This is a genomic window from Stenotrophomonas sp. (assembly GCF_035634915.1).
Classification (GTDB): Bacteria; Pseudomonadota; Gammaproteobacteria; order Xanthomonadales; family Xanthomonadaceae; genus Stenotrophomonas.
The window spans coordinates 141,473-166,658 of record NZ_DASQCB010000005.1 but is presented as its reverse complement, the minus strand read 5'-3'; the positions used below and the strand labels follow the sequence as shown (position 1 = coordinate 166,658).

The following is a 25,186-nucleotide window of genomic DNA, read 5'->3' as shown; positions in this document are numbered from 1 at the left end:
GCGACTGCTGCTCAAAGCTCCCTACGCCGGTGCAAACCGGATCAGGTTCCAAGGGACTCTCTCAGCCTGGCAATCCAGGCACCCCCGCTTCAGATGACCATTTCACTACAAACGGTACGGATTTGCGAGCGGTGGGGGACCCGGGGTCGGCCGGAATGGGGTCAGAGCCCTTCCCGTTGGGAAGGGATCCGACCCCGGCACCTGCCCTTACGCCGCCGCGCGCAGCGCCTGCAGCAAGGCCTGGCCTGCCTTGGTGTGGAACCACGCCGGGTGCCCAAGCATGAATGGCTGCCACGCCATGTCGGCATTGGCGGTGGAGCCGGTGATGCCTTCGAAATACTCCACTTCGGACAGTGCGAAGTCGAAATGGACCATCGGCAACAGGTCGGCCAGCAGCTGCACGCGCCGGGCCGGCAACGGCAGCACCTCGCGGTAGCCCTGCAGCAGGGCCAGGGCGATGTCGATGCGCACGGCGCCGGCACCGCGTTCCAGTTCCAGCCAGGCCACGGCGTTGCGCTCGATGGCCGTGGCCAGATCGAACAAGGCGCTGGTGGGCGATGCCAGGCCGAAATCCAGCACCGTGGCCACCGTGCCGTCGGTATTCCACAGCAGGTTGGAGACGTGCCAGTCGTTGTGCGCCCACAGTCGTGGCTCGTCGCGCAGGCGCGCTGCCAGGCCCACATGCCAGGGCAGCACCTCCGCGCGCAGCTGGGCCTGCCAGGGAATGCGTGCCAGATAGCGGGCCAGGCCGGGGCGGTTCGGCAGGTCGGCCTGCAGCGCGGCAATGGGATCCTCGGCGCGGATCAGGTCGTCGCGCGCCACCAGGATATGGGTGCTGCGCTGGGGCGCGTGAAAGCTGGCCGAGGCCTGGTGCAGGCGCGCGAGCATGCGCCCCGCCTGCAGCGCCTGCGCGCTGTTGGTCAGCAGCGACCACGACACCGCGTCGCGGTACAGGTCCGCCCCGGCGCCGGCGGCGTGCAGTTCGTAGGTCCATGGCCCGTGCTCGACGGCGGTCGCGCCGTCAGCGGCGGCCAGCACCTGCACCACCGGCACGCCGTGAGCGGCCAGATGGGCGATGAAACGGTGTTCTTCCTGCAGGCAGGCGGCGCTGCGCACGCTGTGGTGGTGGCGCTTGATGAACACCCGGCGCCGTGCGCTTTCCACGATTGCTGCCGCCGACAGCGGGCGCGGGCTGTGCCACTGCAGTGTGCTGTCGGCCGCCAGCGCCGGATACTGCGTGCACAGCCACGCGACTTCCTCGGCGCTGATCGCCGGCCAGTCGGCGGCGACCTCGTCGTTGTTGAGGCCCTGCACGCGATGGGGGGAAGAAGTCATGCCGCAGCCGCTGCCCGGAAAGGAGTCACCAAGGCTGCGCATTCAACGCCATGGGCGCTGCCGACGCAACTTACGAATCCGCAACGAAAACGGGCAGGTCAAGGACCTGCCCGTTGCGGTACCGCTCAGCCGCTGGCGCGCTTACCACCCGCGATGGCGGCCGCGGTCGTGGTAATGGCGGCGGTCATGGCCACGATCGTGGTAGCCGCGGCTGTAACCCCGGTTGTAGCCGCGGTCGTAGCGACGGTTGTCGTAGCGGCGGTCATAGCGGTTGTCATGGCGGTCCCTGGTGGTCAGGTTGCCGATGGCACCACCGGCCACGGCACCGCCGACGGTCGCGGTCGGGTCGCCGTTGGAGATCAGATGGCCGGCCACGCCGCCCACCACCGCGCCGACCACGGTGCGCTTGTCCTTTCTCGACATGGCGCTGGCGTCGCTGACCACGGCCACGCCGGCCAGCAGGGCCAGTGCCATCGCCAGGCCACGGAAGCTGATTGCGGACGTACTGATCATGTTCGGTTCTCCTGTCTGGGGCATGCCACGTTGGGCAGGGAGGGCGGGGGCGCCCTGGCTGCCGTGATGCCTACGCTGGTCGTCCAACATTGTCGGAACATTGCGCGTGGCATCGTGCGGCGTGCGCATTCATCTAGCGTCAAACGGCATGAAGCCAGCCTGAAAGTTCAATCGCCAGAGGGAAAGGGTTCAGATTTTCCCGTCGCGCAGGTAGTCGAACAGCTCGGCGTCGCCCTTCAGGCCCAGCTTGAGCATGGCATCGCCCTTCTGCCGGCTGATGGTGCTGACGCTCTTGTGCAGCTGCAGGGAGATCTCCTTGACCGTCATCCCGGTGCCGAGCAGCCGCAGCACTTCCACTTCACGTGGCGACAGCGGCTTGCCATCGCCCTCGCGCATGCGCCAGCTGCCGGCCTCCTCCACCCGATCACGCAGGCTGCGGCTGATATAGGGTTGCCCGCGGTAGACGGTCTGGATGGCCTGCGGCAGTTCCTCCATCGACGAACTCTTGTCGACCAGGCCAAGCACGCCGCTGTCCAGCACCATGCGCAGGATGGCCAGGTTGTTGGAGACGCTGAGCATCAGCACCGGCATGTCAGGATAGCGGCGGCGGATCATGCCGATCATCGCGAAGCCATCGGCCTGGGCGCTGCCGGGCATGGAGTAGTCGGTCACCAGCATGTCGCAGGGCTGGCTGGCCAGCACGGCCATCAGCGCCTGCACGCTCTCCGCTTCGCCCACCACCCGGCCCACGCCGCTGGATTCGATCACGGCGCGGGTGCCGATGCGTACTACGGGGTGGTCGTCTGCGATGATGATGCGCAAGGTCATGCTCTAGTATGGCCTTTCGGGCAGTGCCAGCCGCGAGTCGCGCGGTACCAGGCGGGTTTCTGGGAGAACGTCGCAGATGCGGAACCGGGCGGTGCGTGGATGGATCCTCTTGCTGGGACTTCTGGGCCTGTCCGTGCTGGCGCAGGCCGAGCCGGGACCCCTGTTGCTGACGCCGGAACAGCGCCAGTTCATGGCGGTGCATCCGGTCATCGTTGTCGGCCAGTATGACAGTGGGTGGGCACCGTTCGAGACCCTGCAGCAGGACCAGCCCGTTGGTCTGGGACCAGATTACCTGTCGCTTCTGGCACGTCAACTGGGCATGAAGGTCCAGTACCGCCGCTACCGCGACTGGAATGCCGTGCTGGATGCGGCCTGTCGCGGCGAGATCGACGTGGTGATGAACATCGCGCTCAGCCGTGAGCGGACCCGCTGCATGGCCTACACCCGTGCCTATGTGGAAGCGCCGCTGGCCATCGTGGGCCGCAGCGGCGACCTGCGCGCGTCACAGGCGCCGGATCTGGATGGGTTGCGGGTGGTGACCGAGCAGGATTTCCTGACCGCTCCGCAGGTTCGCGCCCGGTTCCCGCGGGCCCGCCAGGTGTCTGCGGCAGACACGCAGGCGGCGTTGCGCATGGTCAAAGACGACAAGGCTGACGTGTTCATCGGGAATGCATACGTGGCCGCCGAGTTGATCGCGATGCGGCAGATCGACGGCATCACGTTGCTGCGGCCCAGCGATCTGCCGCCCGAGCGCCTGCATTTCGGTGTCGCCCACGGCAGTGAGCGGCTGGCCGAGGCGCTGGATGTTGCTCTGGCCGGGACCAGCCCTTCGCAACGCGATGCGCTGCTGCAGCACTGGTTGCCGCCGCTGCAGTGGTCGGCGACGGCGCAGCTGGCACTCAGCCAGGCTGAGAAACAGGTGCTGCAGGAACCGCTGACGATCGGCTTCGCACCCAACGCCGCGCCCCTGTCCTTTGCGGGGCCAGATGGCAAACCCAGTGGCCTGGCCAGTGGCTACCTGCAGCGGCTGCAGGCGGCCGGGGCCACGTTGCGCATCGACCCCAGCCATGACTGGTTCGATGTGCGCGAGAAGGCCCGGCGCGGTGAACTGCAGGCGGTCATCGGCATTCCTCTGGATTCCCGCTATCTGGGTCCCGGATGGGTCTTCAGCCAGCCGTTCATCAGCGTTCCCAATGTGATCGTCACCGCCCAGGGCAGCCCGGTGCTGCTCGGCCTCGCCGATCTGCAGGGCAAGCGCGTGCTGTTGTCCGATCCGGAACGGGTGCGTGGCTATGTGCTGCAACAGGCGCCGGACGCCCGCATCATTGCGGCACGCAGCGCCGAACAGGCACTGCAGCGGCTGGCCGATGGCGATGCCGATGCCTACGTGGGCAACCTGGCCCTGGTCGACCAGCTGATGCGCTCCCGTTTTCCGGAGCAGCTGCAGATTGCGGCACCGGCCAACTTCAACGACGAGCTTGCGCTGGCCGTGGACGTCCGTCACGCGGCCCTGGCCACCACCTTCGACCGCCTGCTGCTGCAGATGACCCCGCGCGAGCGCGAGGCCCTGCGTGATCGCTGGGTGGAGGCCGAGTACGCGCGTGATGTGCACTGGAGTGCGCTGCGCAAGTGGGGCCTGCCCGTGTTGCTGGTGCTGCTGGCCGCCGGCCTGGTGTATGCGCTGGGGCACTGGCGCCTGCGCAGGGAAATGGCAGGGCGCCGCCTTGTCGAACAGCGCCTGGCCGACGTCACCGACAACCTGCCGGCCACCGTCTACCAGGCGCGCCGCGATGCCGACGGCACGCTCAGTTTCCCGTTCATTGCCGGCGATGTGCAGGCCCTGTTCGGCATTTCCCCGCAGCAGGCCATGGCCGATGCGTCCGTGCTGCTGCAGCGTATCGACGAGGAGGACCGCGCTGGCATCCTGCGCGGTACCGAGGTGGCCGCACGCACCTTCGCCCCGCTGTCGTTCGAGTTCCGCGTGCACGCCGACGACGGCACGCTGCGCTGGGTACGCACGCAGGCGCATCCCTATTCGGTCGAAGCGGGTGTGGTGACCTGGAGCGGCTACTGGGTGGATGTGAGCGAAGCACGCGCGCAGGCTGATTCACTGGCGGCGGCCAAGGTCGAGGCCGAAGAGGCGGTGGAGGCCAAATCGCGCTTCCTGGCCACCATGAGCCACGAGATCCGCACACCGATGAGCGGCGTGCTGGGCATGCTGGAAGTGCTCTCACATTCGCCACTGGACCAGGAACAGCAGCGCATCATCGGGGTGATCGAGGATTCGGCGCAGATGCTGCGGCAGATCCTTGATGACATCCTCGATTACTCGCGCATGGAGGCCGGCGCGCTGCGCCTGGCACCGGTGCCGATGCCGCTGCGGCCGCTGCTGGAAAGCGTGTGCCGGCTGCTGTCGGCACAGGCCTCCGCACGCGGCCTGGACCTGCAGGTGGAGATCGACCCGCGGTTGGCGCCGGCACATGAAGTCGATGGCGTGCGCCTGCGGCAGATCATCTTCAACCTGCTCAGCAATGCCATCAAGTTCACCCCGCAGGGCAGTGTGCGCCTGCAGGTGGAGGTGGTCGGCGCCACCCGCGAGGACGGCAGCCAGCCGCTGCGCCTGATCGTCTCCGATACCGGCATCGGCATCGCCGAAGCGCAGCTGCCGCATCTGTTCGTGCCGTTTGTCCAGGCCGGTGTGCACATCCAGCGCGAGCATGGCGGGACCGGCCTGGGCCTGAGCATCTGCCATCGCCTGGTGCACAAAATGGGCGGGGAGATCGCCCTGCACAGCGTGCTGGGCGAAGGTACGCGGGTGGAGGTGACGCTGTCACTGGTGGAAGCGCGTGCCGAGGACGTGCAGGCGCTGTTGTCCGAACAGGAACAGACGGCGCTGCTGCCGCCGCCGCTGCGCCAGGCCAGCGTGCTGGTGGTGGAGGACCACCCGACCAACCAGGCGATGATGGCCTGGCGCCTGCAGCAGCTGGGGGTGCCGCACGTGCTGGTGGACGACGGCCAGCAGGCGTTGGATCGCCTGTCGGTGGAGCGTTTCGATCTGGTGATCACCGACTGCCGCATGCCGGTGCTCGATGGCTTTGCCTTCGCCCGCCTGCTGCGCGAGCGCGAAAGCCGCAACGGCCAGTCGCGGTTGCCGATCCTGGCGCTGACCGCCAGCGTGGTCAACGATGATGCGCGGCGCTGCCGCGAAGCCGGCATGGATGACGTGCTGGCCAAGCCGCTGTCGCTGGCGACGCTGCGGCAGGCGCTGCTGCGCTGGCTGCCGCAGGCGGCGCAGCTGCAGGCAGGCGGGCCTGCGGTCGCTGAAGCGTTGCAGGAACAGGCAGCCAGCGAAGCGCAGGAGGACCCTGCGGCACTGCTGCTGCCTGATCTGGCGGCGCTTCAGCAGCGTTTTGGCTCGCTGCAGGTAGCCAAACAGCTGCGGGACAGCCTGCTGCAGGCCAGTGAGGCCGATATGACGCTGTTGCAACGGGCAGTGGGCGAGGGCGACCGTGCCACCGTGGTGCAGCAGCTGCACCGCATGGGCGGCGCGCTCGGTTCAGTGGGGGCACGCGGCCTGGCCGAGCGCGCGGCAACGCTGGAGCAGCAGCTGCAGCAGGCCGGCGATGCGGATGCTGCGCCGGTGCTGCAGCAGGTCGGCCGGTTCGTGCAGCACCTGCAGCAGCAGCTGCAGCGCCTTGCCGCCTCGACAGCGGGCTAGCGCGCCGCCTGCTCCTGCAGGTAGGCGATCACCAGGGCGCGCCGCTCGGGGCTGGGGAAGGCGTTGTACATGCGCGTGCCCGGCACCACGTGGGTGGGCGATTGCAGGAAGGTGTCCAAGGTCTGCGCGCTCCACACGAAGCCGGCGCGGCGCATGCCGTCCGAATAGGCGTAGTCGGGCAGGCTGCCGGCGCGGCGGCCGATCACCCCGTGCAGGTTGGGGCCGAAGCGGTGGATGCCACCGGCCTTGACCGTGTGGCAGCCGGCGCAGATCTCGAAGGCCTGCTGCTGGGTCTGCAGCCGCGCCTGCTCGGGCGTCAGCGGTGCCGATGGCGTGCGCTGGCAGGCGCTGGCCACCAGGGCGAACGTCAGTAGCAGGGGCAGTCGAAGGGCGCGCATGGGCGGGCAGGATAACGGCGTGCCGCCGGCAGCGGGCTGCGACATGCGGTCGCAGCCCGGCGTCATCACATGCCCGAGTAGTTCGGGCCGCCGCCGCCCTGCGGGGTCACCCACACGATGTTCTGGGTGGGGTCCTTGATGTCGCAGGTCTTGCAGTGCACGCAGTTCTGCGCGTTGATCTGCAGGCGCGCGCTGTCACCTTCGCCGACGAACTCGTAGACACCGGCCGGGCAGTAGCGCGCTTCCGGGCCGGCGTACTCAGCCAGGTTCACCTGCACCGGCACGCTGGCGTCCTTCAGCGTCAGGTGGCTGGGCTGGTTCTCGTCGTGGTTGGTGCTGCTCAGGAACACCGAGCTGAGACGATCGAAGGTCAGCACGCCGTCGGGCTTGGGGTAGGCGATGCGCGTGTGCTTGGCCGCCGGTTCCAGGCAGGCGTGGTCCGGCGTGCTGTGGCGCAGGGTCCACGGCGGGTTGCGCACGCCCAGCTTGGGCAGCAGCCACTGCTCGATGCCGGTCATCAGCGTGGCCACGGTCTGGCCCTTCTTGAACCACTGCTTGAAGTTCTTGGCCTGCTGCAGCTCGGTGAACAGCCAGCTGGCTTCGAACGCCTTCGGGTAGGCCTCCAGTTCATCGTGCTGGCGGTCGGCGGCCAGGGCATCGAAGGCCGCATCGGCGCACAGCATGCCGGTCTTGATCGCAGCGTGGCTGCCTTTGATGCGGCTGACGTTGAGGTAGCCGGCCTCGCAGCCGACCAGCGCGCCACCGGGGAACACCGTCTTCGGCAGCGACATCAGGCCACCGGCGGTGATGGCGCGGGCACCGTAGCCGATGCGGGTGCCACCCTCCAGGTGCTTGCGGATGGACGGGTGGGTCTTGAAGCGCTGGAATTCCTCGAACGGGCTCAGCCACGGGTTTTTGTAGTCCAGGCCGACCACGTAGCCGATGGCGACCTTGCCGCCGTCGGCGTGGTACAGGAACGCGCCGCCGTAGGTGTCGTTGTCCAGCGGCCAACCGGCCGCGTGCACCACCAGGCCCGGCTCGTGCTTGGCCGGGTCGATCTGCCACAGCTCCTTGATGCCGATGCCGTAGGCCTGCGGGTCCTTGCCTTCATCGAGCTTGTAGCGGGCGATCAGCTGGCGGCCGAGGTGGCCGCGCGCGCCTTCGCCGAAGATCGTGTATTTGGCATGCAGAGCCATGCCGCGCTCGAAGGCCGGGCCGATGCTGCCGTCCTTCTCGATACCCATGTCACCGGTGGCTACGCCGATCACTTCACCGTTGTCGCCGTACAGCACCTCGGCCGCGGCGAAGCCGGGGAAGATCGCCACCTCCAGCGCTTCAGCCTGCTGCGCCAGCCAGCGGGTCACTTCACCCAGGCTGATGATGTAGTTGCCTTCGTTGTGGAAACATTCCGGCAGCACCGCGTTGGGCGTGCTGCGCGCGCCGGTCTCGCTGAGGAACAGGAACTCGTCGCGGGTGACCTTCTGCTTCAGCGGTGCGCCGCGCTCGGCCCAGTCCGGGAACAGTTCGGTGAGCGCGCGCGGGTCCATCACCGCACCGGACAGCACGTGTGCACCCGGTTCGGAGCCCTTCTCCAGCACGCACACCGACAGCTCGCGGCCGGCTTCCACCGCGCGCTGGCGCAGGCGGATCGCGGTGGCCAGGCCGGCAGGACCGGCGCCGACGATCACCACGTCGAATTCCATTACTTCACGCGGGGGCAGGGCGTTGGCTTCAGCGCTCATCGAATGCATGACTCGTGGGTAGTGCCGGCATCGGGGCCACCGGCGGTGCCTGGGAATCGCGCGTGCAACCACGTGCGAAACGCTTGTTTGAATGTGTCAGGGTACCGGGACGCGCGTGATCGAGCTAGATCAATCCCGTTCACGCCACGTTTGCTGCAGTGCAGCGTAATACGCGTGGCTGGGTAGGTGCCAACCTTGGTTGGCACATTGTTTCACCGCACGGATCCGCTTCCGTGTGGACCAAGGTCCACACCTGCCAGACGCGATGCTTGCGGATGACCGACAATGGCCCGGTCCTGACTGCGCGTGAGTGCCATGGCTTTGCATCCGTACGATCTGTTCGATGTCCGTTCCCTGCTCAGCGAGGAAGAGCGCGCGGTGCAGGACAGCGTGGCCCGCTTCACCAACGAGCGCGTGCTGCCGATCATCGGCGATGCCTTCGACCAGGCCCGCTTCCCCGAGGAGCTGGTGCCGGAAGTAGCCGCCCTCGGCCTGCTCGGCGCGACCCTGCCGGCCGAATACGGCGGCGGCGACCTCGGTGCGGTCAGCTATGGGCTGATCTGCCAGGAGCTTGAGCGCGGCGATTCCGGCCTGCGCAGCTTCGTGTCGGTGCAGAGTTCGTTGTGCATGTACCCCATCTACGCCTACGGCAGCGAGGAACAGCGCCGCCAGTGGCTGCCGGCGATGGCCCGCGGCGAACTGATCGGCTGCTTCGGCCTGACCGAGGCGCACGGCGGCTCCGACCCGGCCAGCATGAAGACCCGTGCGGTGCGCGACGGCAGCGACTGGCGCATCAGCGGCAGCAAGATGTGGATCACCAGCGGCCCGGTGGCCGACCTGGCCATCGTCTGGGCGCAGACCGAGGACGGCATCCAGGGCTTCGTGCTGGAAAAGGGCATGGCCGGTTTCACCACGCAGGAGATCAAGCACAAGATGAGCCTGCGCGCCTCGCTGACCGGTGCGCTGTACTTCGATGACGTGCGCGTGCCCGACAGCCACCGACTGCCCAACGTGAAGGGGCTGAAGGGCCCGCTGGGCTGCCTGACCCAGGCCCGCTTCGGCATCAGCTGGGGCCCCATCGGTTCGGCCATCGCCTGCCTTGATGAAGCCCTGGGCTATGCCAAGGAGCGCGTGCTGTTCGGCCGCCCGCTGGCTGCCACCCAGAGCGCGCAGATCAAGCTGGCCGAAATGGCCCGCCGGATCACCACCGCGCAGCTGCTGGCCCTGCAGCTGGGCCGCCTGAAGGAAGCTGGCCAGCTGCAGCCGCAGCAGGTCAGCCTGGCCAAGTGGAACAACTGCCGCATGGCGATCGATATCGCCCGCGAATGCCGTGACCTGCTCGGCGGCGCCGGCATCACCACCGAACACGTGGCGATCCGGCATGCGTTGAACCTGGAATCGGTGATTACCTATGAGGGCACCGAGACCGTGCACCAGCTGGTGATCGGTCGCGAGCTGACCGGGATCAACGCGTTCTGACGGCCATCCACGCATGGCGTGGATCTACTGCAGATGCCGCGCATACGGTCGCCCGGGATGTGCTTTGGTAGGTGCCAACCTTGGTTGGCACAGTGTTTCACCGCGCGACCAGGCATTGGTGCGGACCAAGGTCCGCACCTACCCGGGGCGGGTTACGCGCCGCCGGCAAAGCCGTGCTGGCGCCAGGCCTCGTACATCACCACGGCCACGGTGTTGGACAGATTGAGGCTGCGGTTGTCCGGGCGCATCGGCAGGCGCAGGCGGCGGCCTTCAGGCAGTGCATCGAGCAGGTCCTGCGGCAGGCCGCGGCTTTCCGGCCCGAACAGGAAGGCATCGCCTTCTTCGAACGCCACGCTGTCGTAGCGCACGCTGGCCCGGGTGCTCAGGGCGAACAGCCGCTTGGGCGCGATGCGTGCCAGCGCGGTGTCCAGGTCGGGGTGCACCTGCAGGCGCGAATACTCGTGGTAGTCCAGCCCGGCGCGCTTGAGCTGCTTGTCTTCCAGTGCGAACCCGAGCGGTTCGACCAGGTGCAGCTGCGCGCCGGTGTTGGCACAGAGCCGGATCACATTGCCCGTGTTGGGCGGGATTTCCGGTTGGAACAGGATCACGTGGAACAGGGGCGCGGCATTCATCGCTGCAGTGTACCTGCCACCGATGCCGCCATTACGGCGCACGCCCTGCGCAAGGCAGGGCGGACACCGCTTACGGGCGCAGCAGGACCTGGGCGGTTTCGGTGGCCAGGGCCTGCAGATCGGCAGCGCTCGGGCGCACCTGCAGGGTCGGCAGGTTGGTGATGACCTGGTTGGCGACGCTGGTGGCGGCGGCGGCCAGGGTGGCGGCGTAGCGCTGGGCTTCCAGCTCGGCGGCCAGGGCCACGCGCTGTTCCAGGCTCGGGCGCACCTCGACGGCGGCCAGGGTGGTGATCGGCAGGGCGGCGGCGACCGGGGCGGCGATGAAGCCGTCGCGCTCAGCCAGCTGGTCGGCGCTGGGGCGCACTTCCACGGTGGCCAGGGTCGGGATGCCGCTGGCCTGTTCCCAGGCCTGCTGGGCGAGCTGTTCGGCGGCCGGGCGGACCTGCACGGTGGCCAGGGTCTTGATGGATTCGGAGGCCTGCACCGACGAAACAACCGCGGTGCCGGCAATCAGGGCGATGGCGATGGCAATGGTCTTGGTGTTCATGACGGGGCCTGTTTAGTGTTGGTGAGCGGTGGTGTGGTAGTAAGGTAGTACACCAATTCTGGGCATGCAAGGAAAATCTTCAATTCCCTGCTTTGGTTCAGCATCCAGTCATATTCGATCTGAAGCCCTTCCTGGCGCAGGAAGTACAAAGCAATCCCCGTGCCAACTTTTAATCGTTGATTTAAAAGGATTTTGTCGCCGTCCAGGGGTGTCCGCTGGGCGGACACCTGTCCGTTCGAAGCGCGGTGGACACTGTCCGGACCGTGAATCCGGTGCCACGTGACCGTGCGGAGGGGGCGCCCCGAAGGCTCCCGGCGACGAACACCCCCAGTGACTGGTGGCCGATACCGGCCGCCCTTGGAGCGCGCTAGGATCGCGGTTCACCAACGTGACCAAGGATCTGGAAATGTCTCTCGCCCTGCGCCCGCGCACCGCGCTGCTGGCCGTCGCCCTCAGTACCGCCCTCGGCACGCTTGCGCCGACCGCCGCACTGGCGGCCAGGCCGGCCGCCGCCACCAAGGTCGATATCCCGTTCGAGCAGTTCACCCTGCCCAACGGCCTGCGCGTGATCGTGCATACCGACCGCAAGGCGCCGATCGTGGCGGTCAACATCTGGTACCACGTGGGCAGCAAGGACGAGCCGGCCGGCCGTACCGGTTTCGCGCACCTGTTCGAACACCTGATGTTCCAGAGCAGCGAGAACCACGACGGCGAATACTTCGAGCCCTTCAAGCAGGTCGGTGCCACCGGCCAGAACGGCACCACCAACACCGACCGCACCAACTACTTCGAGAACGTGCCGACCACCGCGCTGGACATGGCGCTGTGGATGGAGTCGGACCGCATGGGCCACCTGGTCGGTGCGATCGACCAGGCGGCGCTGGACGAACAGCGCGGCGTGGTCCAGAACGAGAAGCGCCAGGGCGAAAACCAGCCTTATGGTCAGGTGTGGAGCCAGATGAACCGTTCGCTGTACCCGGTCGGCCACCCGTACCACCACAGCGTCATCGGTTCGATGAACGACCTCAACGCCGCCTCGCTGGATGACGTCAAGACCTGGTTCCGCACCTGGTATGGTCCCAACAACGCGGTGCTGGTGCTGGCTGGCGATATCGACCTGGCCACCGCCAAGGAAAAGGCTGCGAAGTACTTCGGCAGCATCCCGGCCGGCCCGACCATGGCCCAGCCGAAGGTGGACGTGGCCAAGCGCGAGGCCGATACCCGCGAAGTGATGACCGACAAGGTGCCGCAGGTGCGCGTCTACCGCGCCTGGAACGTGGCCCAGGTCGGCACCACCGACATCGACCAGCTGCAGCTGCTGGGGCAGATCCTGGGCGGCGCCAAGTCGTCGCGCCTGAGCCAGCGCCTGCAGCACCAGGACAAGCTGGTGGACAACATCAGTGCCGGTGCCTACGCCTCGCAGCTGGGCTCCAACTTCATGGTCGTGGCCACGGTGAAGCAGGGCCAGGACCCGGCCAAGGTCGAGAAGATCATCGATGAGGAGATCGAGCGTCTGATCAAGGACGGCCCGACGGCCGACGAGCTGTCGCGCGCCAAGACCGGCTTCCGCGCCGGCTTCATCCGCGGCATCGAACGCATCGGTGGGTTCGGCGGCAAGGCCGACGCGCTGGCCGAGTGCGCCGTCTACACCGGCGATCCGGGCTGCTTCCGCACCTCGCTGGCCAACATCGACAAGGCCACCGCTGCCGACCTCAAGCGCGTGGGCGCCCAGTGGCTGGACAAGGGCAGCCACACCCTGGTGGTCGAGCCGGGTGAGCGCGTGGCGCTGCCGGAAGAGCCGACGCAGACCCCGAAGCCGTTCAACGTGCCGGCCGTGGACACGAAGTTCAGCACCCTGCCGGAGCAGGTGGACCGCAAGGCCGGCGTGCCGCAGACCCGTGAGTTCCCGCAGCTGAAGTTCCCGGCGCTGCAGCGCGCCACTCTGAAGAATGGCACCACCGTGGTGCTGGCCGAGCGCCACGAGATTCCGGTGGTGCAGTTCAGCTACCAGTTCCCGGGTGGCTTCACCGCCGACCAGGGCCGCAAGCCGGGCACCGCCAACTTCACCATGAACCTGATGACCGAAGGCGCCGGCAAGCTCGGCTCGCTGGCCTTCGCCGATGCCGCCGACGCGCTGGGCGCCAGCCTGGACGCCGGTGCCGGCCTGGATTCGGTCACCGTCGACCTGTCGGCACTGAAGGAGAACCTGGTGCCGTCGCTGGCGCTGTACCGCGACCTGCTGCGCGAGCCGCGCTTCGAGCAGAGCGAGATCGACCGGGTCAAGGCCTCGTGGATCGCCGGCATCCAGCAGGAAAAGGTCAACCCGAACGCGGTGGCCATGCGCGTGCTGCCGCCGCTGCTGTACGGCAAGGGCCACCCGTATGCCATTCCGTTCACCGGCAGCGGTGACGAGGCGGCGATCACCAGCCTGGGCCGCGAAGACCTGGTCGACTTCCACCGCGACTGGCTGCGCCCGCAGGACGGCACCCTGATCGTGGTCGGTGACACCACCCTGGCCGAGATCGTGCCGCTGCTGGACAAGCAGCTGGGCGACTGGAAGGCCAGCGGCGATGCCCCGGTGATCAAGGCCAGCACCGCCGTGGCCGTGCCCAAGGCCACGCGCGTGTTCCTCATCGACCAGCCGGGCGCGGTGCAGGCCAACCTGTTCGCCGGCCAGGTCGTGCCGCCGTCCAGCGATGCCAGCTCGATCCGCTTCGACATCGCCAACGGCGTCATCGGCGGTGACTTCACCTCGCGCCTGAACATGAACCTGCGCGAAGACAAGCACTGGTCCTATGGTGCCCGTACCAGCGCCAGCAACACCGTGGGCCAGCGCCCGTGGATGGCGATGGCGCCGGTGCAGATCGACAAGACCGGCCCGGCCCTGGCGGAAATGCGCAAGGAGATCGTCGAGTTCGCCGATGGCAGCAAGCCGGCCACCGAGGCTGAGGTCAACCGCATCCGCAACATCCAGACCCTGAGTCTGCCCGGCGCCTACGAGACTGCCGCCGCGGTGGCCTCGACCATCGGCAACATCGTGCAGTTCAAGCGCCCGGATGATTACGTGGTGCGCCGCAAGGCCGAGATCGAGGCGATGACCCCGGCGCAGGTGCAGCAGGCCGCCGCCGAGATCAAGCCGCAGGGCCTGACCTGGGTGGTGGTGGGTGACCTCAAGCAGACCGAAGCGGCCGTGCGTGCGCTGAATCTGGGCGAAGTGACCGTGATCGACGCCGAAGGCAACCCGGTCAAGAAGTAAGGCATAACGCGGCAAGGGGTCGGATCCCTCCCATCGGGAGGGCTCCGACCCCGTCGTGCATCCGGGGTCAGAGCCCCCTGCGGGGGATCCGACCGCTTCCGCCTCAGGCGAAACCCGGGGGTCGGATCCCCCGCAGGGGGCTCTGACCCCCAACCCCGGCTACCCCCGATTCAGGCTGTTCAGGCAGAATCGCCCCATACCCTTCCAGGATCTGCCCATGCGCCTTCTGCTGCTGTCGTCCCTGCTGCTCACCGTCACGGCCTGCACCTGGGTGCCGATGGAACCGGCGGGCAAGACCGTGCGCGTGCTCCCGGCCGGCCCGCTGCCGGCAGGCTGCATCACCAAGGGTGAGGTCGTGGTCACCGTGAAGAGCAAGGTCGGCTTCTACAACCGCAACCCGCTGCGCGTGCAGGAAGAGCTGGAAACCCTGGCCCGCAACGAGGCCCCCAGTGCCGGCGCCAACGCCGTGCAGGCCGCCGCGGCCCCGGCCGATGGCAGCCAGCGTTTCGCCGCCTTCCAGTGCCCGCCGCGCTGAACGGGCACCATACGGCCAAGGCTGAATTCGTAAAGATGCGGTGAAAGCCCGGGGGTTATAGAATAGCGCCCCCGTTGCCTGAGCCTTGGCGCTAACCTCGATGCTCTTCAAGAATGTCTCGATCGCCGGCCTGGCACACGTCGACGCGCCGCATACGTTGACGACCAAGGAAATCAACGAACGGTTGCAGCCAACGCTGGACCGCCTCGGCATCCGCACCGACGTGCTCGGCGATATCGCCGGCATCCACGCCCGCCGCCTGTGGGACAACGGCGTGCTCGCCTCCGATGCCGCCACCATGGCCGGCCGCAAGGCCCTGGAAGACGCGGGCATCACCGCCGGCCAGGTCGGCCTGCTGGTCAACACCTCGGTCAGCCGTGATTACCTGGAGCCGTCCACGGCCTCCATCGTGTCCGGCAACCTGGGTGTCAGCGACGAATGCATGACCTTCGACGTCGCCAATGCCTGCCTGGCCTTCATCAACGGCATGGACATCGCGGCGCGCATGCTCGAGCGCGGTGACATCGACTACGCGCTGGTGGTGGACGGCGAGACCGCCAACCTGGTGTACGAAAAGACCCTGGAGCGGATGACCGCCCCGGACGTCACCGCCGACGACTTCCGAAACGAGCTGGCTGCGCTGACCACCGGTTCGGGTGCCGCCGCCATGGTGATGGCGCGCTCGGAACTGGTGCCCGACGCCCCGCGCTACAAGGGCGGCGTGACCCGCTCGGCCACCGAGTGGAACCAGCTGTGCCTGGGCAACCTGGACCGCATGGTCACCGACACCCGCCTGCTGCTGATCGAAGGCATCAAGCTGGCGCAGAAGACCTTTGCCGCCGCCAAGATCGCCCTGGGCTGGGCCGTGGAAGAGCTGGACCAGTTCGTCATCCACCAGGTCAGCCAGCCGCACACCGCCGCGTTCATCAAGAACTTCGGCATCGACCCGAAGAAGGTGATGACCATCTTCGGCGAGCACGGCAACATCGGCCCGGCCTCGGTGCCGATCGTGCTGAGCAAGCTCAAGCAGCTGGGCAAGCTGAAGAAGGGCGATCGCATCGCGCTGCTCGGCATCGGCTCGGGCCTGAACTGCTCGATGGCTGAAGTGGTCTGGTAAGCAGCCCGCTGCGTTGATTCCAAGGGCCGGTTCTACCGGCCCTTTCTACAGGTGCGATCCGATGTCCCAGCTTCCCGGTTACCCCGCCCACCCGCAGCGTTTCGAGGTCCGTCCCGGCCTGTCGATGAGCTATCTCGACGAAGGCCCGCGCGATGGCGAGGTGGTGGTGATGGTGCACGGCAACCCGTCGTGGAGCTATTACTGGCGCACGCTGGTGGCCGGCCTGTCGGACAAGTACCGCTGCATCGTGCCGGACCACATCGGCATGGGCCTGTCGGACAAGCCCGACGACCAGCGCTACGAGTACACCCTGCAGTCGCGCGTGGATGACCTGGAGGCGCTGCTGAAGCACCTGGGCATCACCGGCCCGGTCACCCTGGCCGTGCACGACTGGGGCGGCATGATCGGCTTCGGCTGGGCGCTGTCGCACCACGCGCAGGTGAAGCGCCTGGTGGTGCTCAACACCGCCGCCTTCCCGATGCCGGCGGCCAAGAAGATGCCGTGGCAGATCGGGCTGGGCCGCCACTGGAAGATCGGCGAGTGGATCATCCGCACCTTCAATGCGTTCTCGTCCGGTGCCTCATGGCTGGGCGTGGAACGGAAGATGCCGGCGGACGTGCGCCGCGCCTACGTGTCGCCGTACAACAGCTACGCCAATCGCATCAGCACCATCCGCTTCATGCAGGACATCCCGCTGTCGCCGGCCGACAAGGGCTGGTCGCTGCTGGAGCGCGCCGGCCAAGCGCTGCCGTCCTTTGCCGACCGCCCGGCCTTCATTGGCTGGGGCCTGCGTGACATCGTCTTCGACCACCACTTCCTGGAGGGCTTCCAGGTCGCGCTGCCGAAGGCCCAGGTGCATGCCTTCGAAGACGCCAACCACTACGTGCTGGAAGACAAGCACGAAGTGCTGGTGCCGGAAATCCGCGCCTTCCTGGACGCGAGCCCGCTCTGATGGAGATGCGGGGTCGGATCCCTCTCGCAGAGAGGGCTCTGACCCCATCCGGGCAATCCGGGGTCAGAGCCGTTTCTGCGAAACGGATCCGACCCCTTGCCTCAGGCGGCGTTTTCCCAGTCCGCCGGGGTCAGCGGGTCCAGGCCATAGGCGATGCGCGCCTTGTCGCACTGCAGGCTGGCCTTGCCGTACTCCCACGACGCATCCACCTCGCGGCACACGCTGGGCCGGTTGGGGTGGATGGTGCAGCGCGAATAGACGCCGATCTGCGCGTCCAGCGCCACGCAGCGCACCGGCTTGGAGTGGGTGCCGCGCATGCACAGGCGATGCGGGTCCAGCACCTCGGTCAGCTGGTGCGGCACGCCGCCGGGGGTGACCTCGTCCGATTCCATCCAATGGAAAGCCACGCGGTATTGGGTGCAGCAGGCGCCGCAGGTCATGCAGGGATGTTGCATGGGCAAGCCGCCTCGGGCGGCAGTGGGAATCGGGAACGAGGCTGCGGATTTTCCACGAAGCGGGCGGCCGCGCAAGAAATTCCGTAAGCGGCGACAATGAACGGATGAACGGACCCTGCAATATCGCGGCGCGGCTGCCTGAACTGGCCCGCGAACGCCCTGACCAGATCGCCATCCGCTGCCCCGGCCGCCGCGGTGCCGGCAATGGCATGGCCGCCTATGACGTGACCCTGGACTACCGCCAGCTGGACGCCCGCAGCGACGCCATGGCCGCCGGCCTGGCCGGCTACGGCATCGGCCGTGGCGTGCGCGCGGTGGTGATGGTGCGGCCCTCGCCGGAGTTCTTCCTGCTGATGTTCGCCCTGTTCAAGCTGGGCGCGGTACCGGTGCTGGTCGACCCGGGCATCGACAAGCGCGCGCTGAAGCAGTGCCTGGACGAAGCGCAGCCGGAGGCCTTCATCGGCATCCCGCTGGCCCACGTCGCCCGGCTGGTATTGCGCTGGGCACCGTCGGCGACCCGCCTGGTCACCGTCGGCCGCCGCCTGGGCTGGGGCGGGACCACCCTGGCCGCGCTGGAGCGCGCCGGTGCCAGCGGCGGCCCGATGCTGGCCGCCACCGATGGCGAGGACATGGCCGCCATCCTGTTCACCAGCGGCTCCACCGGCGTGCCCAAGGGTGTGGTCTACCGCCACCGCCACTTCGTCGGCCAGATCCAGCTGCTGGGCAGCGCCTTCGGCATGGAGGCCGGCGGGGTGGACCTGCCGACTTTCCCGCCGTTCGCCCTGTTCGACCCGGCGCTGGGCCTGACCTCGGTCATCCCGGACATGGACCCGACCCGGCCGGCGCAGGCCGACCCGGCGCGCCTGCACGATGCCATCCAGCGCTTCGGGGTGACCCAGCTGTTCGGTTCGCCCGCGCTGATGCGGGTGCTGGCCCGACACGGTCGGCCGCTGCCGACGGTGCGCCGGGTGACCTCGGCCGGTGCGCCGGTGCCGCCGGACGTGGTAGCCACCATCCGCCGCCTGCTGCCTGACGATGCGCAGTTCTGGACGCCCTACGGCGCCACCGAATGCCTGCCGGTGGCCGTGGTCGAAGGCCGCGAACTGGAGCGCACCCGCGCGGCCACCGAGGCCGGTGCCGGCACCTGCGTGGGCAGCGTGGTCGCGCCTAACGAGGTGCGCATCATCGCCATCGACGACGCGCCGCTGCCCGACTGGTCGCAGGCACGCGTATTGGGCGCTGGCGAGGTGGGCGAGATCACTGTGGCCGGCCCCACCGCCACCGACACCTACTTCAACCGCCCACAGGCGACGGCCGCTGCCAAGATCCGCGAAACCCTGGCCGATGGCAGCACCCGCGTGGTGCACCGCATGGGCGACGTCGGCTACTTCGACGCGCAGGGCCGCCTGTGGTTCTGCGGGCGCAAGACCCAGCGCGTGCAAACCGCGCGCGGGCCGCTGTACACCGAGCAGCTTGAGCCGGTGTTCAACACCGTGCCGGGCGTGGCCCGCACCGCGCTGGTGGGCGTGGGCGCTGCCGGTGCACAGGTGCCGGTGCTGTGCGTGGAACTGCAGCGTGGGCAGTCGGACGGCCCGGCGCTGCAGGAGACCCTGCGCGCGCATGCGGCTGCCCACGCCGCCGCCGCCGGCCTGCAGCATTTCCTGGTGCATCCGGCATTCCCCGTCGATATCCGTCACAACGCCAAGATCGGCCGCGAGAAGCTCGCCGTCTGGGCAGGCGCCCAACTGGAGAAGCGCGCATGAAGATCCTGGTCACCGGTGGTGGTGGTTTCCTCGGCCAGGCGCTGTGCCGTGGCCTGCTTGAACGTGGTCACCAGGTACTGGCCTTCAACCGCAGCCACTACCCGGAACTGCAGGCGATGGGCGTGGGCCAGATCCGCGGTGACCTGGCCGACGCGCAGGCCGTGCTGCATGCCGTGGCCGGCGTCGACGCGGTGCTGCACAACGGCGCCAAGGCCGGCGCCTGGGGCAGCTATGACAGCTACCACCAGGCCAATGTGGTCGGCACCGACAACGTCATCGCCGCCTGCCGCGCGCACGGCATCGGCAAGCTGGTCTACACCTCCACGCCCAGCGTGACCCACCGCGCCACCCATCCGGTGGAAGGGCTGGGCGCGGACGAAGTGCCTTACGGCGAGAACTTCCAGGCGCCGTACGCGGCGACCAAGGCGATTGCCGAACAGCGCGTGCTGGCGGCCAACGACGCCACGCTGGCGACCGTGGCGCTGCGCCCGCGGCTGATCTGGGGCCCGGGCGACCAGCAGCTGGTGCCGCGCCTGGCCCAGCGCGCCCGCCAGGGCCGCCTGCGCCTGGTCGGTGATGGCAGCAACAAGGTCGACACCACCTACATCGACAACGCCGCGCTGGCGCATTTCCTGGCGTTGGACGCACTCGCCCCGGGCGCGGCCTGTGCCGGCAAGGCTTACTTCATTTCCAACGGCGAGCCGCTGCCGATGCGTGAGCTGCTCAACAAGCTGCTCGCGGCGGTCGGCGCGCCGGCGGTGGAAAAGACGCTCAGCTTCAAGGCCGCCTATCGCATCGGCGCGATCTGCGAGCGCCTGTGGCCGCTGCTGCGCCTGCCCGGCGAACCGCCGCTGACCCGCTTCCTGGCCGAACAGCTGTGCACGCCGCACTGGTACAGCATGGAACCGGCGCGTCGCGATTTCGGTTACGTGCCGCAGGTGAGCATCGAAGAAGGGCTGCGCCGTCTCAAGGCCGCGTCGTGACGGCAGCGTCACGGCGCTGAAGGCTTCATCAGCCGCAGAGATCGCCGTCACCGGTTGCACACCGGCAGATCCGCAGGATGGACCCAACGCCACACCGGCCGGACCACCCGCGAGGAACGCCATGCTGCATTACGCCGTCATCTTTTTCGTCATCGCCATCATCGCCGCTGTGCTCGGCTTCTCCGGCATTGCAGGCGCTGCCAGCAACATCGCCTGGATCCTGTTCGTCGTGTTCCTGATCCTTGCGGTGATCTCGATGTTCCGCAAGCGCGGGTAGTAGCGTCGAGCTTGCCCGACTGCTTTTCCCGCTGCCCGTAGAGTCGAGCCATGCTTGACTGCGCCAGAAGCAGTCGAGCAAGCTCGACTCTACGGAAGCAGGGTCCCGCAGGCCGGGCCACAAGCGCGGCCCGCAGGTTTCCATCGTTACACCAGCGCCCGATCGGCCGCGTGCCGTTCCAGCGCCAGCTCGATCAACCGCGTGATCAGCGCGGTGTAGCCCAACCCGCTGGCGCCCCACAGCTTGGGGTACATGCTGATGCGGGTAAATCCGGGCAGGGTATTGATCTCGTTGATGACGATCTGCCCCTCCGCGGTTAGGAATACATCCACCCGCGCCATGCCCGCACATTCCAGCACCTGGTAAGCCTGCAGCGCGATCTGCTGGATGCGTGCCTGCGCATCGCCATCGATCGCCGCCGGCACCACCACGTCCGCACCATCGGGGTTGATGTACTTGGTGTCGTAGGCATAGAACTCGTCGTGCACCACCACCTCGCCGCAGACGCTGGCCTGCGGTAGATCATTGCCCAGTACCGCGCACTCGATCTCGCGGCCGACCACGGCCGATTCCACCAGCACCTTGTGGTCATGCCGCAGCGCCAGCTGCAGCGCCTCGGCGAAATCACCGGCCTGCTTGACCTTGCTGACCCCTACCGACGAGCCCTGGTTGGCCGGCTTGACGAACAGCGGCAGCCCCAGCTGCGCGATCAGCGCCTGCACGTCCACACTCGCCGCCTCGTGACGACGGATGCACACCCACGGCGCCACCGGCAGCCCCGCATCGCGCAGCAGCCGCTTGGCCACGTCCTTGTCCATCGCTGCCGCCGAGCCCAGCACCGGCGAACCGACGAAGGGCAGGTTGGCCATGCGCAGCAGCCCCTGCAGCGCGCCATCCTCGCCCAGCGGCCCGTGCACGATGGGCAGCACCACATCGATCTGGCCCAGCGCGGTGGACGCATCCACCGGTTGCAGCTGCGCCTGCCCGGCACCGGGCCGGACGGCCAGCGCCTTGCCCGAGGGATGCAGCGCGATGCGCGCCGGATCATCGGCATTGACCAGGAAGGTATCGGGCTGGCTGAGGTGCCACTGACCCTGCTTGTCGATACCCACCAGCACCGGTTCGAAGCGCTCGCGATCGAGCGCATCGAGGATGTTCTTCGCCGACTGCAGCGACACTTCGTGCTCGGAGGACATGCCTCCGAAAATGATCCCGACCCGGGTCCGTGCCATGGGCGTTGTCCTGTGTAACAAGGCCCCACAGCATGAACCGCCCGGCCCGGTTCCGGTAGTTGCCAACCTTGGTTGGCACACCCGAATGCCGAGCGCCGACCAAGGTCGGCATCTACCAGAGCAGAACCGTGCCGACCAACGGTCGGCACCCACCATCAGCAGCAGGTACCGAAAGATCGCGGCCAACTGTCGAAGGCGGGGTGGGTCCGGTTGAGGGGGTGTGAGCGGCATGGATGCCGCGACCAAGCCCCCATGGATGGGTTCACGGCGTCCCCCTCAACCGGACCCACCCCGCCATCCCACGGAATGCAGGCTTTTGCTTTTGAAGTTGCCGGCCAGAGGCCGGTGCCTCTGCGGGTGCCGGGCGGCAGCCCGGCCCAAGCTCCCCACCCACGCAGGTAGAATGCACACATGGCTCTCTCCCTGCTCTCGTCCCTCAAGCCGGTCGCCGGCCGCGCCCTGCAGACCGCCCTGAACCGCGCGCTGGCGCTGGATCCGGATACCCGCCACGCCCTGGCCAGCCTCGACGGCCGCCACATCGACCTGACCCTGGACGCACCGTCGCTGGCGATGCGCATCAGCGTCGATGGCGACCAGCTGCGGGTCGGCCCGGTGGACGCACAGGAAGCCGACCTGGCCGTGCGCAGCAGCCTGGCCGGCGTGCTCGCCCAGCTGCCGCTGCTGGCCAACGCCCGCCGCGGCAACGACAACGGCAAGGGCCGCGTGCGCGTGGCCGGCGATGCCGAACTGGCGCGCCGCCTGCAGCAGCTGGCCAAAGGCTTCGACCCCGACTGGCAGCAGCCCTTCGTCAGCGTGTTCGGCGAGGTGCTCGGCGTGCAGGTCGCCAACACCCTGCGCAGCGCCCTGCAGCACGCGCGCCAGGGTGCCATCGACCTCGCCCACAGCGCCGCCGAATTCATCACCGAGGAGTCGCGTGACGTGGTGCCACGTGCGGAACTGGATGCCTTCCACGACGACGTGGACGTGTTGCGTGACGACGTCGAGCGCCTCGGTGCACGCGTGCAGCGCCTGCGGGGTGCCGCATGAAGGCGCTGTTGCGGGCCAACCGCATCGGCCGCGTCATCCTGCGCTACCGCCTCGACGACCTGCTGCAAGACACGCCGGCCGAGCGCTGGTTGCGCCTGGCCAAGCCCTTCGTACCGCGCGCCTCGGCCGACATCGCCTCGCAGTCGCGTGGCGCACGCCTGCGCCTGGCGCTGCAGGACCTCGGCCCGATCTTCGTCAAGTTCGGGCAGATCCTGTCCACCCGCCGCGACCTGGTGCCGCCGGACGTGGCCAATGAACTGACCCTGCTGCAGGACCGGGTCAAGCCCTTCGATGGCGACACCGCACGCCGCATCGTCGAAGAGGCGCTGGGCCTGCCGGTCAGCGAGGCCTTTGCCAGCTTCGACACCGAGCCGCTGGCCTCGGCCTCGATCGCGCAGGTGCATGCCGCCACCCTGGCCGATGGCCGCCAGGTGGTGGTGAAGGTGCTGCGCCCGGGCATCGAGAAGCAGATCGATGCTGACATCGCCCTGCTCAATTCGCTGGCCGCGCTGGTCGAGCGTACCCATCCGCGTGCCGACAAGATCCGCCCGCGCGAAGTGGTGGCCGAGGTCGAGAACACCCTGGCCGCCGAGCTGGACCTGCAGCGCGAAGGTGCCAACGCCAGCGTGCTGCGCCGCTTCTGGGAAAACAGCGACGATCTGTACGTACCGGAAGTGATCTGGAGCCACACCGCCGAGCGTGCACTGACCCTCGAACGGGTGTGGGGCATTCCCTCCGACGACATCGCTGCGCTGGACCAGGCCGGCATCGACCGCAAGGCGCTGGCTGCCAAGGGCGTGCGGGTGTTCTACACCCAGGTGTTCCGCGACAACTTCTTCCACGCCGATGCGCACGCCGGCAACATCTGGGTCGACACCGATCCGGCGCGCCGCGAAAACCCGCGCTTCATCGCGCTGGATTTCGGCATCATGGGCCAGCTCTCGCAGGAAGATCAGTACTACCTGGCCGAGAACTTCATGGCCATCTTCAACCGTGATTACCGCCGCATCGCCGAACTGCACGTGCAGGCGCGCTGGATGCCGGACAACGTGCGCATCGACGACCTGGAAGCGGCGGTGCGTTCAGTGTGCGAACCGTACTTCACCCGCCCGCTGTCGCAGATCTCGCTGGCCGAAGTGCTGCTGAAGCTGTTCCGGGTGGCCCAGCGCTACCAGCTGACCCTGCAGCCGCAGCTGATCCTGCTGCAGAAGACCCTGCTGAACATCGAAGGCGTGGGCCGCCAGCTCGACCCGCAGATCGACATCTGGGCGGTGGCCAAGCCGGTGCTGGCGAAGATCCTGCGCGAGCGTTACAGCCCGCGCCGGGTCGTGCGCGAGATCGGCAAGCGCCTGCCGGAAATCATGACCCACGCGCCGGACATGCCGCGCCTGGTGCACGCCTGGCTGACCCAGCAGGTGGAAGGCCGTCACGAACTGGCGATGCGCTCGCGTGACCTGGTTACCCTCGATGCCAGCCTGCAGCGCCTGCAGAAGCGCGCGGTCGGCGCCATCACCGGCGTCGGCCTGCTGGCCATCGCCACGCTGATGTACGTGCTGCAGCCGCCGGGCTGGTACTGGGGCGACCTGCCGATACTGAGCCTGGGCGCGGCCGCGCTGGGTGCGTTCGCCCTGGCCCGCGCGTGGTGGCGATGAATACCGCGCTGCAGGTCCTGAAAGACGAGCTGGCCCGCCACGGCGCGGCCAACGATGCGCGCGAGACCGAGCGTGGCCGGCGCATGCTGAACATCACCGCCGACACCGGCGAGCTGCTGTCGGTGCTGGTGCGCTTCGGCCAGGCGCGGCGCGTGCTGGAAATCGGCACGTCCAATGGTTATTCCACGCTGTGGCTGGCCGAAGCCGCCGACGCCGTCGATGGCCACGTCACCACGCTGGAATACGCGGCCGACAAGGTGGCAATGGCGCGCGCCAACTTCGCGCGCAGCGGCCTGGCCGAGCGCATCACCCTGGTGCAGGGCGACGCCGGCGCGTGGCTGGCCGGTGCGGCCGATGCCAGCATCGACCTGCTGTTCCTCGATTCGGACCGCGAGCAGTACGCCGGCTGGTGGCCGCAGCTGCGCCGCGTGATGCGCCCCGGCGGCCTGCTGGTGGTGGACAACGCCATCTCGCACGCGGAACAGATGGCGCCGCTGCGCGCGTTGCTGGATGCCGATGCGGCCTTCAGTACCAGCCTGGTACCAGTGGGCAATGGCGAACTGCTGGCCGTGCGCAACGCTTGAACACCCTCTTTGTAGAGCCGAGCCCATGCTCGGCTACCACAGGTAGATGCCAACCTTGGTTGGCACGCTGTTTCCAATCGCGCACAGCAGCCGAGCATGGGCTCGGCTCTACCGGGCTGGGAGCGCCAGTCGAGCAAGCTC

At 68.1% G+C, this 25,186-nt stretch carries 22 protein-coding genes and 1 riboswitch; of the genes, 12 read left to right on the top strand and 10 right to left on the bottom strand.

The genetic code is table 11. The features are described from left to right. Nucleotide 1 precedes the first annotated feature (1 nt). Nucleotides 2-96: riboswitch (TPP riboswitch) on the bottom strand. A 111-nt stretch (nucleotides 97-207) separates the two neighbouring features. The 3 genes from VER16_RS04925 to VER16_RS04915 all read right to left on the bottom strand — a co-directional run bounded on the left by VER16_RS04925 (nucleotide 208) and on the right by VER16_RS04915 (nucleotide 2,676). After that, a complete protein-coding gene (locus VER16_RS04925) occupies nucleotides 208-1,335 on the bottom strand; it encodes a phosphotransferase enzyme family protein (RefSeq protein WP_324805879.1) in 1,128 nt (375 codons plus the stop codon). 141 nt (nucleotides 1,336-1,476) lie between these two features. Next, on the bottom strand, nucleotides 1,477-1,848 hold the full coding sequence (locus VER16_RS04920; protein ID WP_324805877.1) for a glycine zipper 2TM domain-containing protein: 372 nt from the start codon (nucleotides 1,846-1,848) through the stop codon (nucleotides 1,477-1,479). A gap of 189 nt (nucleotides 1,849-2,037) precedes the next feature. Then, nucleotides 2,038-2,676 carry a response regulator transcription factor gene (locus tag VER16_RS04915; RefSeq protein WP_324805875.1) on the bottom strand — a complete coding sequence of 213 codons (639 nt, stop codon included), beginning with the start codon at nucleotides 2,674-2,676 and terminating at the stop codon, nucleotides 2,038-2,040. Between the two features lie 76 nt (nucleotides 2,677-2,752). On the opposite strand from VER16_RS04915, the gene VER16_RS04910 reads away from it, so the two are divergent. Continuing rightward, entirely contained in the window at nucleotides 2,753-6,394 is a 3,642-nt protein-coding gene (locus tag VER16_RS04910) for an ATP-binding protein (RefSeq protein WP_414716022.1), read from the top strand. Here the strand turns inward: VER16_RS04910 and VER16_RS04905 are convergent. Both VER16_RS04905 and VER16_RS04900 read right to left on the bottom strand, forming a co-directional pair. Then, nucleotides 6,391-6,792, bottom strand: a complete 402-nt coding sequence (locus tag VER16_RS04905; protein ID WP_324805871.1) for a c-type cytochrome — start codon at nucleotides 6,790-6,792, stop codon at nucleotides 6,391-6,393. The genes VER16_RS04910 and VER16_RS04905 overlap by 4 nt on opposite strands. A gap of 65 nt (nucleotides 6,793-6,857) precedes the next feature. Then, a complete protein-coding gene (locus tag VER16_RS04900; RefSeq protein WP_324805868.1) occupies nucleotides 6,858-8,534 on the bottom strand; it encodes an electron transfer flavoprotein-ubiquinone oxidoreductase in 1,677 nt (558 codons plus the stop codon). A gap of 315 nt (nucleotides 8,535-8,849) precedes the next feature. On the opposite strand from VER16_RS04900, the gene VER16_RS04895 reads away from it, so the two are divergent. Continuing rightward, on the top strand, nucleotides 8,850-10,013 hold the full coding sequence (locus tag VER16_RS04895) for an acyl-CoA dehydrogenase family protein (RefSeq protein WP_324805866.1): 1,164 nt from the start codon (nucleotides 8,850-8,852) through the stop codon (nucleotides 10,011-10,013). 152 nt (nucleotides 10,014-10,165) lie between these two features. Here VER16_RS04895 and VER16_RS04890 read toward each other — a convergent pair whose 3' ends face one another. From VER16_RS04890 to VER16_RS04880, 3 genes are all read right to left on the bottom strand, one after another. Beyond that, nucleotides 10,166-10,645 (bottom strand): tRNA (cytidine(34)-2'-O)-methyltransferase, encoded by a 480-nt coding sequence (locus tag VER16_RS04890; RefSeq protein WP_079224780.1) that lies wholly within the window; start codon nucleotides 10,643-10,645, stop codon nucleotides 10,166-10,168. Between the two features lie 70 nt (nucleotides 10,646-10,715). Further along, nucleotides 10,716-11,192, bottom strand: coding sequence for a hypothetical protein (locus VER16_RS04885; RefSeq protein ID WP_324805863.1), 477 nt, complete (start codon nucleotides 11,190-11,192; stop codon nucleotides 10,716-10,718). Beyond that, nucleotides 11,189-11,419: a hypothetical protein gene (locus VER16_RS04880; RefSeq protein ID WP_324805861.1), complete on the bottom strand. Its 231-nt coding sequence runs from the start codon at nucleotides 11,417-11,419 to the stop codon at nucleotides 11,189-11,191. The genes VER16_RS04885 and VER16_RS04880 overlap by 4 nt, the downstream gene beginning before the upstream one ends. Nucleotides 11,420-11,598: 179 nt before the next feature. Between VER16_RS04880 and VER16_RS04875 the strand changes: the two genes are divergently transcribed. The 4 genes from VER16_RS04875 to VER16_RS04860 all read left to right on the top strand — a co-directional run bounded on the left by VER16_RS04875 (nucleotide 11,599) and on the right by VER16_RS04860 (nucleotide 17,052). After that, nucleotides 11,599-14,448 (top strand): pitrilysin family protein, encoded by a 2,850-nt coding sequence (locus VER16_RS04875; protein ID WP_324805858.1) that lies wholly within the window; start codon nucleotides 11,599-11,601, stop codon nucleotides 14,446-14,448. 217 nt (nucleotides 14,449-14,665) lie between these two features. Continuing rightward, complete coding sequence (locus tag VER16_RS04870) at nucleotides 14,666-14,983, top strand: DUF4156 domain-containing protein (protein WP_108767322.1); 318 nt, start codon at nucleotides 14,666-14,668, stop codon at nucleotides 14,981-14,983. 100 nt (nucleotides 14,984-15,083) lie between these two features. Then, nucleotides 15,084-16,100: a 3-oxoacyl-ACP synthase III gene (locus tag VER16_RS04865; protein WP_079224786.1), complete on the top strand. Its 1,017-nt coding sequence runs from the start codon at nucleotides 15,084-15,086 to the stop codon at nucleotides 16,098-16,100. A gap of 61 nt (nucleotides 16,101-16,161) precedes the next feature. Further along, a complete protein-coding gene (locus tag VER16_RS04860) occupies nucleotides 16,162-17,052 on the top strand; it encodes an alpha/beta fold hydrolase (RefSeq protein ID WP_324805853.1) in 891 nt (296 codons plus the stop codon). A 101-nt stretch (nucleotides 17,053-17,153) separates the two neighbouring features. Here the strand turns inward: VER16_RS04860 and VER16_RS04855 are convergent, their stop codons facing one another. Then, the gene (locus tag VER16_RS04855) at nucleotides 17,154-17,507 is read right to left on the bottom strand and encodes a YkgJ family cysteine cluster protein (protein WP_324805851.1); all 354 of its coding nucleotides are present in this window, start codon (nucleotides 17,505-17,507) and stop codon (nucleotides 17,154-17,156) included. A 104-nt stretch (nucleotides 17,508-17,611) separates the two neighbouring features. Here VER16_RS04855 and oleC point away from each other — a divergent pair, with 104 nt between their 5' ends. From oleC to VER16_RS04840, 3 genes are all read left to right on the top strand, one after another. Then, a complete protein-coding gene (gene oleC, locus VER16_RS04850) occupies nucleotides 17,612-19,270 on the top strand; it encodes an olefin beta-lactone synthetase (RefSeq protein ID WP_324805849.1) in 1,659 nt (552 codons plus the stop codon). Beyond that, nucleotides 19,267-20,253 carry a 2-alkyl-3-oxoalkanoate reductase gene (oleD, locus tag VER16_RS04845; RefSeq protein WP_324805847.1) on the top strand — a complete coding sequence of 329 codons (987 nt, stop codon included), beginning with the start codon at nucleotides 19,267-19,269 and terminating at the stop codon, nucleotides 20,251-20,253. Before oleC ends, oleD begins: the two co-directional genes overlap by 4 nt. A 121-nt stretch (nucleotides 20,254-20,374) precedes the next feature. Then, nucleotides 20,375-20,530 carry a DUF1328 domain-containing protein gene (locus VER16_RS04840; RefSeq protein ID WP_107231440.1) on the top strand — a complete coding sequence of 52 codons (156 nt, stop codon included), beginning with the start codon at nucleotides 20,375-20,377 and terminating at the stop codon, nucleotides 20,528-20,530. 146 nt (nucleotides 20,531-20,676) lie between these two features. Here the strand turns inward: VER16_RS04840 and ddlA are convergent, their stop codons facing one another. After that, the gene (gene ddlA, locus VER16_RS04835) at nucleotides 20,677-21,762 is read right to left on the bottom strand and encodes a D-alanine--D-alanine ligase (RefSeq protein ID WP_324805844.1); all 1,086 of its coding nucleotides are present in this window, start codon (nucleotides 21,760-21,762) and stop codon (nucleotides 20,677-20,679) included. Nucleotides 21,763-22,173: 411 nt separating this feature from the next. Here ddlA and VER16_RS04830 point away from each other — a divergent pair, with 411 nt between their 5' ends. Genes VER16_RS04830 through VER16_RS04820 form a run of 3 tightly spaced genes read left to right on the top strand, consistent with a single transcriptional unit; the run spans nucleotide 22,174 to nucleotide 25,045 of the window. Beyond that, on the top strand, nucleotides 22,174-22,809 hold the full coding sequence (locus VER16_RS04830; protein ID WP_324805842.1) for a ubiquinone biosynthesis accessory factor UbiJ: 636 nt from the start codon (nucleotides 22,174-22,176) through the stop codon (nucleotides 22,807-22,809). Further along, the gene (gene ubiB / locus VER16_RS04825; RefSeq protein WP_324805840.1) at nucleotides 22,806-24,461 is read left to right on the top strand and encodes a ubiquinone biosynthesis regulatory protein kinase UbiB; all 1,656 of its coding nucleotides are present in this window, start codon (nucleotides 22,806-22,808) and stop codon (nucleotides 24,459-24,461) included. The genes VER16_RS04830 and ubiB overlap by 4 nt, the downstream gene beginning before the upstream one ends. Further along, on the top strand, nucleotides 24,458-25,045 hold the full coding sequence (locus VER16_RS04820; RefSeq protein ID WP_324805837.1) for an O-methyltransferase: 588 nt from the start codon (nucleotides 24,458-24,460) through the stop codon (nucleotides 25,043-25,045). Before ubiB ends, VER16_RS04820 begins: the two co-directional genes overlap by 4 nt. Nucleotides 25,046-25,186 lie beyond the last annotated feature (141 nt).

Coding starts and splice junctions, on each gene's coding strand:
- VER16_RS04925 (WP_324805879.1), bottom strand. CDS start 1,335: ATGACTTCTTCCCCCCATCGCGTGCAGGGCCTCAACAACGACGAGGTC.
- VER16_RS04920 (WP_324805877.1), bottom strand. CDS start 1,848: ATGATCAGTACGTCCGCAATCAGCTTCCGTGGCCTGGCGATGGCACTG.
- VER16_RS04915 (WP_324805875.1), bottom strand. CDS start 2,676: ATGACCTTGCGCATCATCATCGCAGACGACCACCCCGTAGTACGCATC.
- VER16_RS04910 (WP_414716022.1), top strand. CDS start 2,753: ATGCGGAACCGGGCGGTGCGTGGATGGATCCTCTTGCTGGGACTTCTG.
- VER16_RS04905 (WP_324805871.1), bottom strand. CDS start 6,792: ATGCGCGCCCTTCGACTGCCCCTGCTACTGACGTTCGCCCTGGTGGCC.
- VER16_RS04900 (WP_324805868.1), bottom strand. CDS start 8,534: ATGAGCGCTGAAGCCAACGCCCTGCCCCCGCGTGAAGTAATGGAATTC.
- VER16_RS04895 (WP_324805866.1), top strand. CDS start 8,850: ATGGCTTTGCATCCGTACGATCTGTTCGATGTCCGTTCCCTGCTCAGC.
- VER16_RS04890 (WP_079224780.1), bottom strand. CDS start 10,645: ATGAATGCCGCGCCCCTGTTCCACGTGATCCTGTTCCAACCGGAAATC.
- VER16_RS04885 (WP_324805863.1), bottom strand. CDS start 11,192: ATGAACACCAAGACCATTGCCATCGCCATCGCCCTGATTGCCGGCACC.
- VER16_RS04875 (WP_324805858.1), top strand. CDS start 11,599: ATGTCTCTCGCCCTGCGCCCGCGCACCGCGCTGCTGGCCGTCGCCCTC.
- VER16_RS04870 (WP_108767322.1), top strand. CDS start 14,666: ATGCGCCTTCTGCTGCTGTCGTCCCTGCTGCTCACCGTCACGGCCTGC.
- VER16_RS04865 (WP_079224786.1), top strand. CDS start 15,084: ATGCTCTTCAAGAATGTCTCGATCGCCGGCCTGGCACACGTCGACGCG.
- VER16_RS04860 (WP_324805853.1), top strand. CDS start 16,162: ATGTCCCAGCTTCCCGGTTACCCCGCCCACCCGCAGCGTTTCGAGGTC.
- VER16_RS04855 (WP_324805851.1), bottom strand. CDS start 17,507: ATGCAACATCCCTGCATGACCTGCGGCGCCTGCTGCACCCAATACCGC.
- oleC (WP_324805849.1), top strand. CDS start 17,612: ATGAACGGACCCTGCAATATCGCGGCGCGGCTGCCTGAACTGGCCCGC.
- oleD (WP_324805847.1), top strand. CDS start 19,267: ATGAAGATCCTGGTCACCGGTGGTGGTGGTTTCCTCGGCCAGGCGCTG.
- VER16_RS04840 (WP_107231440.1), top strand. CDS start 20,375: ATGCTGCATTACGCCGTCATCTTTTTCGTCATCGCCATCATCGCCGCT.
- ddlA (WP_324805844.1), bottom strand. CDS start 21,762: ATGGCACGGACCCGGGTCGGGATCATTTTCGGAGGCATGTCCTCCGAG.
- VER16_RS04830 (WP_324805842.1), top strand. CDS start 22,174: ATGGCTCTCTCCCTGCTCTCGTCCCTCAAGCCGGTCGCCGGCCGCGCC.
- ubiB (WP_324805840.1), top strand. CDS start 22,806: ATGAAGGCGCTGTTGCGGGCCAACCGCATCGGCCGCGTCATCCTGCGC.
- VER16_RS04820 (WP_324805837.1), top strand. CDS start 24,458: ATGAATACCGCGCTGCAGGTCCTGAAAGACGAGCTGGCCCGCCACGGC.